Source organism: Niveibacterium sp. (assembly GCF_041909475.1).
In the GTDB taxonomy this organism is placed as follows: Bacteria; Pseudomonadota; Gammaproteobacteria; order Burkholderiales; family Rhodocyclaceae; genus Niveibacterium.
In genome coordinates, this window is sequence record NZ_JAYRDJ010000016.1 from 48,551 (window position 1) to 59,570 (window position 11,020).

General features: G+C 63.2%; 7 protein-coding genes. 3 read left to right on the forward strand and 4 right to left on the reverse strand.

The window, feature by feature from the left end:
- The first annotated feature begins 5 nt into the window (after positions 1-5).
- From ACE3P0_RS11980 to ACE3P0_RS11990, 3 genes are all read left to right on the forward strand, one after another.
- The gene (locus ACE3P0_RS11980; RefSeq protein WP_374402856.1) at positions 6-3,161 is read left to right on the forward strand and encodes an efflux RND transporter permease subunit; all 3,156 of its coding nucleotides are present in this window, start codon (positions 6-8) and stop codon (positions 3,159-3,161) included.
- A gap of 61 nt (positions 3,162-3,222) precedes the next feature.
- On the forward strand, positions 3,223-3,597 hold the full coding sequence (locus ACE3P0_RS11985; protein ID WP_374402858.1) for a hypothetical protein: 375 nt from the start codon (positions 3,223-3,225) through the stop codon (positions 3,595-3,597).
- Positions 3,598-3,869: 272 nt separating this feature from the next.
- On the forward strand, positions 3,870-4,016 hold the full coding sequence (locus ACE3P0_RS11990; RefSeq protein ID WP_374402859.1) for a hypothetical protein: 147 nt from the start codon (positions 3,870-3,872) through the stop codon (positions 4,014-4,016).
- Positions 4,017-4,595: 579 nt separating this feature from the next.
- Here the strand turns inward: ACE3P0_RS11990 and ACE3P0_RS11995 are convergent.
- From ACE3P0_RS11995 to xsc, 4 genes are all read right to left on the reverse strand, one after another.
- Positions 4,596-6,074, reverse strand: a complete 1,479-nt coding sequence (locus tag ACE3P0_RS11995) for an MBL fold metallo-hydrolase (RefSeq protein ID WP_374402860.1) — start codon at positions 6,072-6,074, stop codon at positions 4,596-4,598.
- A 120-nt stretch (positions 6,075-6,194) separates the two neighbouring features.
- On the reverse strand, positions 6,195-7,625 hold the full coding sequence (locus tag ACE3P0_RS12000) for an aryl-sulfate sulfotransferase (RefSeq protein ID WP_374402861.1): 1,431 nt from the start codon (positions 7,623-7,625) through the stop codon (positions 6,195-6,197).
- A 257-nt stretch (positions 7,626-7,882) separates the two neighbouring features.
- Positions 7,883-8,893, reverse strand: a complete 1,011-nt coding sequence (locus ACE3P0_RS12005) for an NIL domain-containing protein (RefSeq protein WP_374402862.1) — start codon at positions 8,891-8,893, stop codon at positions 7,883-7,885.
- 275 nt (positions 8,894-9,168) lie between these two features.
- Positions 9,169-10,908 (reverse strand): sulfoacetaldehyde acetyltransferase, encoded by a 1,740-nt coding sequence (gene xsc, locus ACE3P0_RS12010; protein WP_374402864.1) that lies wholly within the window; start codon positions 10,906-10,908, stop codon positions 9,169-9,171.
- Positions 10,909-11,020: the final 112 nt, after the last annotated feature.

Sequence of the window (11,020 nt, forward strand, 5' to 3'; positions counted from 1 at the left end):
GAGAAATGTTTGAACGCCTCATCCGCTTCGCCATCGAGCAACGATGGTTCGTCATCCTCGCCGTGATCGCCATGGCCGCACTGGGCATCTACAACTACCAGCGCCTGCCCATCGACGCAGTGCCCGACATCACCAACGTACAGGTACAGATCAACACCGAAGCCGCCGGCTACTCGCCGCTGGAGGCCGAGCAGCGCGTCACCTTCCCCATCGAAACGGTGATGGCCGGTTTGCCTCGCCTGCAGCAGACGCGTTCGCTGTCGCGCTACGGTCTGTCGCAGGTAACGGTGATTTTTGAGGACGGCACCGACATCTACTTCGCGCGGCAACTGGTCAATGAACGCATCCAGGAAGCACGCGAGAAGTTGCCCACCGGCCTTACGCCGACCATGGGGCCGATCTCGACAGGGCTGGGTGAAATCTACATGTGGACGGTGGAGGCCAAGGACGGCGCACGCAAGCCCGATGGCCAGCCTTACACGCCCACCGATCTGCGCGAAATACAGGACTGGATCATCAAGCCGCAGCTGCGCAATGTGCCCGGCGTCACCGAAATCAACACCATCGGCGGGCATGCCAAGGAGTTCCAGGTCGCGCCCAACCCGCAACGCCTGGCCGCGCACGGCCTGACCTTGCAGGACATCGTGCTTGCACTTGAACGCAACAACGCCAACGTGGGTGCGGGCTACATCGAGAAGCGCGGCGAGCAATATCTGATCCGCGCGCCCGGCCAGCTGGGTGGCCTGGAGGACTTGCGCAACGTCGTGCTGGGTAGTGCCGATGGCGTGCCGGTGCGCGTGCGTGATGTCGCGGAGGTGGACTTCGGCCGCGAGTTGCGCACGGGTGCGGCGACCGAAAATGGCCGTGAGGTCGTGCTGGGTACGGTGTTCATGCTGCTCGGTGAGAACAGCCGCAAGGTGTCGCGTGCCGTCGATGCCAGGATGGCCGACATCAATCGCAACCTGCCGGCGGGTGTCGAAGCCATTACGGTGTACGACCGCACGGTGCTGGTCGACAAGGCCATCGAGACAGTGAAGAAGAACCTGCTCGAAGGCGCCGTGCTGGTGATCGTCATCCTGTTCCTGTTCCTCGGCAACATCCGCGCCGCGCTCATCACCGCACTGGTGATTCCGCTGGCCATGCTGTTCACCTTCAGCGGCATGGTGTCGCAAAAGGTCAGCGCCAACCTCATGAGTCTGGGCGCGCTGGACTTCGGCATCATCATCGACGGCGCGGTGGTGATCGTTGAGAACTGCGTGCGTCGTCTCTCTCACGCGCAAGCACACCACGGCAGGCCGCTGACGCTCAGCGAGCGCTTCCACGAAGTGTTCGCTGCATCGAAAGAAGCGCGCCGGCCACTGCTCTTCGGCCAGCTCATCATCATGATCGTGTACCTGCCGATCTTTGCGCTCACCGGCGTGGAAGGCAAGATGTTCCACCCGATGGCCTTCACGGTCGTCATCGCGCTGCTCGGCGCCATGATCCTGTCCGTAACCTTCATCCCCGCCGCCGTGGCGCTGTTCATCGGCAACAAGGTGGCAGAGAAGGAGAGCGCGCTGATGCTTGCCGCCAAGCGGGCCTACGCCCCGGTGCTTCAGCGAGTCATGGCCAACAAGCCCGTGGTGCTCGTGGCAGCCTTCGTGATGGTGCTGCTCTCCGGCCTGCTCACCCTGCGCATGGGCAGCGAGTTCATCCCCAGCCTCAACGAGGGAGACATCGCGCTGCACGCCATGCGCATACCGGGCACCAGCCTGTCGCAGTCGGTCGCCATGCAGGCGGACGTGGAGCGCAGCATCAAGAGCTTCCCCGAGGTAGATCGGGTGTTCGCCAAGATCGGCACCCCCGAGGTGGCTACCGACCCGATGCCCCCCAACGTGGCGGACAACTTTGTGATGCTCAAGCCGCAGTCTGAGTGGCCCGACCCCTCGCGCAGCAAGGAGGATCTGGTTGAAGCCATGCAGGCAGCGCTGGCCAAGGTGCCCGGCAACAACTACGAGTTCACGCAGCCCATCCAGATGCGCTTCAACGAGTTGATCTCGGGCGTGCGCAGCGACGTGGCGGTGAAGGTGTTTGGTGACGACATGGCCGTACTCAACAGCACGGCCGAACGCATCGCTGGTGTGCTGGGCAACGTCTCTGGCGCGCAGGACGTGAAGGTGGAGCAGACCACCGGCCTGCCAATGCTGACCGTGAACATCGACCGCGAGAAAACCGCGCGCTACGGCCTTAACGTGGCCGATGTTCAGCAAGTCGTCGCCACCGCGATTGGCGGGCAGGAGGCCGGCACCATCTTCGAGGGTGACCGCCGTTTCGACGTGCTGGTGCGCCTGCCCGAGGCCTTGCGCAGCGATCTGGAAGCACTCAAGCGCTTGCCGGTGGCCCTGCCCAAGGGTGAAGGCAGCAGCTTGCGCTTCATCCCGCTGAGCGAGGTCGCCACGCTCGAACTCGCCCCCGGCCCCAACCAGGTCAGTCGCGAGGACGGCAAGCGCCGCATCGTCGTCAGCGCCAACGTGCGCGGGCGCGACCTCGGTTCGTTTGTCAGCGAAGCCGAGCAGACATTGAATGCGCAGGTGAAGATTCCTGCCGGCTACTGGACCACCTGGGGCGGCCAGTTCGAGAACCTGCAGTCGGCCACCAAACGCCTGCAGATCGTCGTGCCGGTCTCGCTGCTGCTGGTGTTCACGCTGCTGTTCGCCATGTTTGGCAACTTCAAGGACGGCCTGATCGTCTTCACCGGCATCCCGTTCGCACTCACCGGCGGCATCGTCGCGCTGTGGGCACGTGGCATCCCGCTATCGATCTCGGCGGCCGTGGGCTTCATCGCCTTGTGCGGCGTGGCCGTGCTCAATGGCCTTGTCATGCTGGCCTTCATCCGCAACCTGCGCGAGGAAGGCAAGTCATTGGATGAAGCCATCTTCGAAGGCGCCTTGACGCGGCTGCGGCCGGTGCTGATGACCGCACTCGTCGCCTCGCTGGGCTTCGTGCCGATGGCCATCGCCATGGGCACGGGTGCCGAAGTGCAGCGCCCGCTGGCCACCGTGGTCATCGGCGGAATCCTTTCTTCGACCTTGCTCACGTTGCTTGTGCTGCCCGTGCTGTACCGGCTGGCGCATGGACGGGATGGCGAATCCACCGACACAGCCACCCCCGAACACCGCTGATGCGGCAACAAGCGGGGCACGCCCGTGCCCCGCTTATCTTCATCCTCTGAAAGGACGCACCATGAAACACGCTCTCATCGCCCTCCTCAGCAGCGCAGCCCTGCTGGCAGCCCCCGTCGGCCTCGCCAGCGGCGACCACAAGCCCGCGCACGGCGGCATCGTCACCGAAGTCAAGGAAGTGCAATACGAACTGGTCGCCAAGGCTGACACGCTGCACATCTACGTCAGCGACCACGGCAAGCCTGTGAAGGTCGACGGCGCCAGCGCACGCGTCATCCTGCTGTCTGGCACCGACAAGCAGGAAATCGAACTCAAACCCGCCGGCGACAAGCTCGAAGCCAAAGGCAGCTTCAAGGTGGCTGCCGGCACCAAAGCTGCAGCCCAGATCAGCTTGCCGGGCAAAGCAATGGCCAGCGCACGCTTCACGCTCAAATAAACCCTTAGCCGCGTGCGGCGCCTGGCTTGCGCCGCGCATTCATTGAGAAAGCTCAAACATGATCCCCTGCAAAACACTCTGGCCCATCGCCCTTGTCCTGCTCGTGCCGGGACACGATCGCATGTTCATTTCTGGACCCTGGCCCTTACGCCCTGAACGATGGCTGGCGCCCAGGCTCGGTCGTTGCTGTTTCAACAGCTGAAAGCCTGCCTCAATACAGCGGTTATGACTGCCGAAGCGAGAGCGGAACACCTTATCCAGCGGATACAAAAATGGCTGCCATCAGCTACCGCAGCAACCGGATGGAACGCCGCCGCGTGTTGTCCGTGCCGGAAGATCTCTCGCTGAAAAGTGGGGATATCGTTTATCTGAACGTGCGCCGCTGCGAGAATGCCCTAGTGATGCGGCCTCAGTCATAGCCTAGATTCTCGGTGTGGACACTAAGGCGCACGGCAGCATCAACAAGCGGTTTGCCAGCAGACGGTCGAAATCAAGACTAATACCGCTTTGTTGCACAAACTAACGGCCGACGGTACCTATCTCAACAGGAAACCCTTCCGAGTGACAGCAGAAGAGCTCTTTGCAGCCATTCGATACGAGGGCTCTGACCGTCCGCAAAGGCCGAGCAGCAGTAGCCCGCATCAGGTCATGAATGACCGCTGCGCCCAGTTTCCCGCCTCTGGCGGCGCAACAGGTCGAATGTCTCCAATGGGTCGAATCCGCACACCCAAGAGATTTCAAAGCTGACGTTCGGGTGGTCACGGAGCACGATCACATGAACGTCCGCTCAGGCCGAATTGGGGCCGCGCGTCGGCTAAGTTGCAGAGACCACAATCCACTCTTCGGCGCCGCCCTTGTCGCACCGCAGGCAGTGCGCGAACAGTTCCACCGAGAATGAAGCACCAGCGGGGACCGGTTGAGCGGAGCCGGCTCTCACCGGCCCCCGCCGTACTTCGCGCGTGTTGGCTCACGCGCTCATGGGCTCTGTGGTGATGCGATTAGTTGCTGGCGGACTGCTGGCCGATCGCGGCGCGCAGGTCGTTGAGGTTGACGACCCGAGGGCCGTGCAGCGCTGCGATCTGTTCGACGTTGAGCTTGTATCGCTCGATATTGGTGTAGAGGTTGGCGGAATACGGATTCACCGACGTGGGCAGCGGCGCGTTTGCGGCGGTCGGGGTATAGGCATCGGCCTCGATCAGCACTTTCTCGGCCGGCAGATAGACCAGGGCAAAGGCGTCGTTGTGGCTGTTGCCCGAAAGCGGATAGATCTCGATCTTGCGCGCGCCGTCGCTCAGCACATGCTTGCCGGTGAAGGTTTCGAACTTTGCAGGCTTCTTCGAGAGGGCGAGCCGATCGGGGTTGAGGGTGCGCGGCGCGGCCCAGGCGGACTTGTAGAAGGCCTCGTTGGCCTTGTGGGTGACGATGGTGGCGCCCTCGTCGACGAAGGTGCGCAGGCCGCCGGAGTGATCGAAGTGGGCGTGGGTGTTCACCAGGTACTTGATCGGTTTGTTCGGGATCGTTTCCTTGACCTTGGCGATCACCGCGAGTGAGCGCTCTTCGCTCTGCGGGCCTTCCACCAGCACGATGTGATCGCGCTGTTCGATCGCCACGCTGTGATGGCTGGCGCCGGTGAGGTAGTACACGCCGTCGGCCAGCTTGCTGACGGTGACGTTGCCGATCGTCGACTTGGCAGTCTTCACGTCCTCAGGCGCAGAAACTTCCACCGCCGGGTTCAGCTTCACCGTGCTGACGCCCAGCGCCAAGACCGGGTGCCCGCCCTGCTCGCGCACGATGCGCGCCGGGAACTGCACGCCACCGAAGTCGCGGTAGTCGCTGTAGCGGGTATCAACCAAGGTATCGCCCAAGACAGGTGTATCGATCCAGGTGCGCACGCGCTCCACCTGATTCCTGGCATTAATGTTGCCGACGTAGCGGTACTTGCCTGCCACGGTGAAGGCGACCTCGAGCCCACCCTTCACCGGCCTGGATTTGGCATTGTTCGCCAGTGCAGCTTTGACGAAGCCCTGCGGCGTCGACCAGATCTCGGCCTGGCGTTCCTCCACGGCGGTGAGCTGCGCTTGCGCGACCGGCGCTGCGCCCGGCTGTGCGTTGGGTGCCGGCGCGAGGTTCCAGGCGTACTGTCCGCTCACATACTGGTCTGGCCGCTGCTCCACCGGCGCAGGCCGGTCACGGCCAGGTTCGATCGCCTGCTTGCGTACGATCTGCACGCGGGCCGATGCGGTGTCGAAGTTGATGCCGGCGTTGTAGCTGCTCACATCGAATTGCGGCCACGCCAGCTTGGGTGCCGGCGCCTGACCAAACTGGAACCAGTGGCCCGTCGCCGAGAACTCGATCGACTTGGTCGAGGCCACGCCGAGCACGTCGGCGGCTTCCTGCAGCGAGGCGGCGTTGGCCAGCGATGTGCCGGCCGCGAGTGCAATCGCTATCGCAGTGTGAGAGAGCTTGACTTGAAACATGGAGACCTCCAGAAACGGATTCACTCTTGGGTTGGGTAATGCAACGGGTGCATAAGCCCGCTGCCATGTGTTGCCCCCGGCGCGGGTAACGCGCCAGGGTTCGTCGTACTGCGATGAAATTCAGGGCAAGGAAGAGACGCGCAACTCGCCTGCTTTGGGCGCGGGTACAGCCTTCTCGGCGCGCGCGGTGCCGGCCGGCACCCAGTCGTAGGGCACCGGCTGGGCACGATAGAGCTGGTAGTTGACGCTTTGTTTGCCGCTGCTCGCGTCCTTGGTCACGCGTGGGAAGGCGTTGATGTACTCCCACACGATCTCGCCCTCGCGGGTGACCTGGAACAGCCGGCCACTCTGGCCTTCGTCGATGAAGGTATTGCCGTTGGGCAGCCGCCGCGCAGCGCTGATGTGCGTGCTGCGGAAGGCCCAGCCGGGCATGCCGGAATCTTCGGCGGTGTATTGCCAGACGATCTCTCGCTTGATCGGGTCGATCTCCAGCACGCGAGATCCGCCGGTGATCTGCAGCGGTGCGCGCGGATAACCGGCCTCCCCCTGGTTGTCGAACACCAGCAGGTTGCCAGCGCCCGGCAAGCCGTCGGGGATGATGTGCGCGTCGTGCTGGCCGCTGATCTGGTCGACCGGGCGCGGCACTTTGCGTGCTGCCACGCCACGCGGTATCGCCGGGTAGTTGGGCCCAAGGCGCCAGACGACCTTGCCGCTATGGCGGTCGATGATCGCAATAAAGTTCGCCTCGCGCGAATCGACAATAAGGTTCTCCGGTGCGAAGCGTTTGTCGCCCGCCGCGAACCACTTGTTGGGGCCGACCGGCTTGAGGTTGTTGAAGTGAAGGTAGTCGGCGGATTCCGCGTTACGCACCAGCTTCAACTGTTCTGCGGTGAAGCCGAATTCATCGAGATGCTCCGAGGCCACCCACTTCCAGACGACATCACCTTCTGCGTTCACCTCGTAGATCACGTCGTCGAGAATCTGGGGCAAGCGGAAACCGGACACCGGGTGCACCAGATTCGCCAGCACCACCGTATTGCCGTTGGGCAGCCGCGCCCAGTCGTGATGCTGCTGCGCACGCCCCCCCGGCGCCTTCTCGCCGAACTGCCACACCACCTTGCCGTCCCAATCGAGCTCACCGATGGTCTTTGAGATCCGGCCCGTCGTGCGACCCGGCACGAGGTCCGTGCCTTGCCCTTCGGTGGTTTCGAGGGTCACGAACACATGACCCTGGTGGCCACCGTTCAGGGCGGGGTTGATCAAGGTGCTGTGGCCGCCAGCGTCTTTCCAGGTGCGCACGGTGTTGCCGTTCAGGTCGATCAGGCGGGCGACGTTATCCCCACCGGCAAACAAGACAAACGAGTTGTATGCGCGCTCCGGGTCGTAGCGCGTCGTGCCGGTGGGATACACACTAGGCCCTGCGAGCGCCACGGCGGCGACGCTGGTGACTGATGCGGCGAGCAGGTATCGGGCGTACAGCGCACGAAGCCCAACCAGCACTGGCGCGGCGTCCGTTACGTCATTCGGTGAAGCTGGAGAACCTTGGGGCATCGGGCTTTTCCTTTTCTGGCGCGTCTTCAAAGATGTGGCGTCGCGCAAATGTCAAAGCCTGATTAGCAGGGTACATGCCATGCCATTGCACATCTGCTCACGCTGCGACAAGCGGGTTTCGCCCTCACCTGCAAGGCAGCGCGGTGCACCGTCGGGTACACCGCTGCGTACATGGCAACAGCACTTGGGCAGTCCGGAAATGCAAAGGCCCACACCGAGGCGCGGTGTAGGCCTGCTCGCGTGCGAAGCTTGGGTGCCTAGTGATGCAGTACTTCGATATTGCTCGCACCGCGCTTGGCGAGAAGCTCTACAGCGCGATCGACGTTGTCGCCGCTGTAAGCAAGCATCAACTCGCCGTAAGGGGTGCGGCGGATACGGTCGATCCGGCCCCCTAGGATGGAAAAGCCCTCGCCCGCATCGCGTGCGAGATCCGGCAAATGCGAGCCGAAACTCATCTGGCCGGTGAAGGTCAGCCGCACAACACGACTGCCCTGCGTGCGCGGGTCGACAGCGAGCTTTCGTATGTCGCGCCGCGCGCTCTCGCTCAGCAGTGCGCGGGTGACCGCGTGGCGCGGATGCAGGAACACATCGGCCGCCGCGCCGCACTCGACAACCTCGCCGCCTTCAAGCACCGCAACCTGGTCGCAAACCCTGCGCAGCACGCCGATTTCGCGTGTCATCAGCAACACGGTCAGGCCGAGCTCACGGTTGATATCGTCGATCAACGACAGCACTTGGTGCCTGCCGGCCGAATCCAGCCCCACGGTGATGTCGTTGCACAGCAGGAATTTCGGCCGGCCTGCAATTGCGCGCCCGACCGCAACGGCGCATTGGGAAGCTGGCGACAGCGCGCTGGACAAGGTGTCGGCCTCGGCCTCAAGGCCCAGCTGCTGCAACACTTCCTGCACACGCAGGCGCACATCCGCATCGTGCCAGCCGGCCATGCGCAACGGCCACGCAATGCTCTCGGCGGCAGTTTGCGCGTGAAGCCAATCTGCGCGACACAAGACCACCCCCACCAACCGCCGCAGACGCCGCAGATTGGCCTGGCCGCGCGCAGTGACTTCCTCGCCAAAGACATAGACGTTGCCACTTGTGGGCAACTCGACAAAGCTCAGCAGACGCGCAAGTGCGGCTGCACTCGCCCCGTCGCGGTCGACAATGCCAAAGATCTGCCCGGAGTTGATCCGCAACGTGATCTCGGACAGCACCAGATGTCGTGCCTCGCGCGCACTCGCGCTGCTTGAGACGCCTTCAAGTTCAATCATTGCCTGCTCCCTGCTGGGGCTCATTGCTCATGCGCTGCGTTCGCCTTGTGAGCGAAGCTGCGCAAGCGCACTACTGCGGAATCGCGGGGCCTAACAGGCCACCACTGCCATCAAAACGAGCAACGGAAACACGCCCGTTTTCGATCAAGCACTTGCGTGTTTCAAACACCACTTATCCACAAGGATCCACACAGTTTCCGTGGATAAGACACTCGATATCCCGGCAAGCAGCGCACATGCATTGAGCTTCGGCACGGCGCTGCGCCCTTGCTACGTCAAACGGCGCTATACGGTTTGTACTTCTCCAGCAAGCGACGCGGCGGCTTGAAGGCATCCCGGCGGAAAGGCTCGCTGAGCGCTTGCGTCAGCAACAGATTTATCACCGTGGGCCGCTTCGATTCAAGTGCGGCCGTCAGCGCCGGGCCAACGTCTTCTTCACGCTCGACGGTGATGCCGTTGGCCCCCATTGCCTTGGCAACTTCGGCGAAGTTCGGGTTGACCAGCTCTGTCGCGAGGAAGCGGTTATTGAAGTAGTCGATCTGGTTCTTCTTCTCCGCGCCCCACTGGCCATTGTTGAACACCACCGCGACAACCGGTATGTCTTCACGCACAGCGGTCAGCACCTCGGCAAGGCTCATACCCCAGGCGCCATCACCCACGTAGGCAATCACCGGCCGATCGGGTGCGGCGACCTTGGCGCCGAGCGCGGTCGGGTAGGCATAGCCGCAATTGCCGAAGGCGCCTGCGGCGAAGAAGGAGTCTGGCTCCTCGAACTGCAGGTAACTGTTCGATACGGACGACACGTTGCCAATGTCAGTGGTAACGATCGCGTTCTTCGGCCGCGCCTTCGCAAGTGCCGCGAGCGCCCGGCGCGGGTCAACGCGGCCGGGCTCGTTCGGGCCAGCACGCTGCGCGAGTTCTTCGTTCCACGCTTCGCGCTCGCGACGAACCGCTGCGATGCGTTCGCCATTGCGTTCGCGGCGCCCACTGATCGCAAGCAGGTTCTCGAGAATGCTCGCGGCAGCGCGCCGTGCATCGCCTTGAATTGCCAGATCCACGGGCTTCACCAGCCCCAGCACGCGCGAATCCACATCGATCTGGATCACCCGCGCGTTCTTGGGCCAGTAGTCAAAGTCGTACTGCGGCAGCGTCCCGAACGGGCCCAGGCGCGTGCCCAACGCAAGCACCACGTCGGCCTTGCTGATGAGCCGCATCGCCGCCTTCGAGCCTTGGTAACCAAGCGGCCCCGCGGCCAGTTCGTGGCTGGCCGGGAAGCTGTCGTTATGCAGATAGGAGCTGACCACCGGCGCACTCAGGTATTCAGCCAGCGCGATGAGTTCGGCACGGCCACGCGATGCATTCACGCCGCCACCCGCGAGGATCACCGGGTTCTTCGCCTCAGCCAGAAGCCGTGCCGCCTCGCGCAGCGAATCCGGTCCGCCCGCCGGCCGTTCGATCGGAAGCGGTTGCGGAATCACCGTCTCGATCTCGCCGGAGAAATGGTCGCGCGGAATGTTCAACTGGGTTGGCCCGCGCTCGAGCTGCGCGTAGTGAAAAGCGCGGTTCGTCAGTTCCGCGATGCGCGCCGGCGCGTTCACCTGCACTTGCCACTTCGTGATTTTCGAGAAGATCGGCAGCTGCTCCGTTTCCTGAAAACCACCGTGGCCCGCGGTCGTGGATGCCGCTTCGGGCGTGATCACGACCACAGGGGTATGCAGCCAGTAGGCGGCCGCCACGCCGGTAACGAAATTGGTGATGCCGGGGCCGTTCTGCGCGATACACACGCCGGTCTTGCCACTCGCGCGGGCATAGCCATCGGCCATGTGCGCAGCGTTCTGCTCATGCGCGGTCGAAATGAAGCGGATACCGGCAAGCGGGAACAAATCGTGCGCATCCATGTAAGCCGAGCCAACAATGCCGAACACATCCTTCACGCCGTTCGCGACCAGGGTTTCGACAAATGCTTCGGAAGGCGTGATGCGCAGTTTCGGATTCTCGGCGGCGAGTCGGGACATGTTCGGGTTCCGTGTTGATTGACTGATTCTTGGGGGGACAAAAGCCATTGCGGCGTTGGGGTAATTATCGGTTCGCACTCGCGCGCCGCTTCGAACATATCCCGCATTGGTT

Excerpts from the sequence above, each read along its gene's own strand:
- ACE3P0_RS12000 (WP_374402861.1), bottom strand. The coding sequence starts at position 7,625 with ATGCCCCAAGGTTCTCCAGCTTCACCGAATGACGTAACGGACGCCGCG.
- ACE3P0_RS12005 (WP_374402862.1), bottom strand. The coding sequence starts at position 8,893 with ATGATTGAACTTGAAGGCGTCTCAAGCAGCGCGAGTGCGCGCGAGGCA.
- ACE3P0_RS11995 (WP_374402860.1), bottom strand. The coding sequence starts at position 6,074 with ATGTTTCAAGTCAAGCTCTCTCACACTGCGATAGCGATTGCACTCGCG.
- xsc (WP_374402864.1), bottom strand. The coding sequence starts at position 10,908 with ATGTCCCGACTCGCCGCCGAGAATCCGAAACTGCGCATCACGCCTTCC.
- ACE3P0_RS11985 (WP_374402858.1), top strand. The coding sequence starts at position 3,223 with ATGAAACACGCTCTCATCGCCCTCCTCAGCAGCGCAGCCCTGCTGGCA.
- ACE3P0_RS11980 (WP_374402856.1), top strand. The coding sequence starts at position 6 with ATGTTTGAACGCCTCATCCGCTTCGCCATCGAGCAACGATGGTTCGTC.
- ACE3P0_RS11990 (WP_374402859.1), top strand. The coding sequence starts at position 3,870 with ATGGCTGCCATCAGCTACCGCAGCAACCGGATGGAACGCCGCCGCGTG.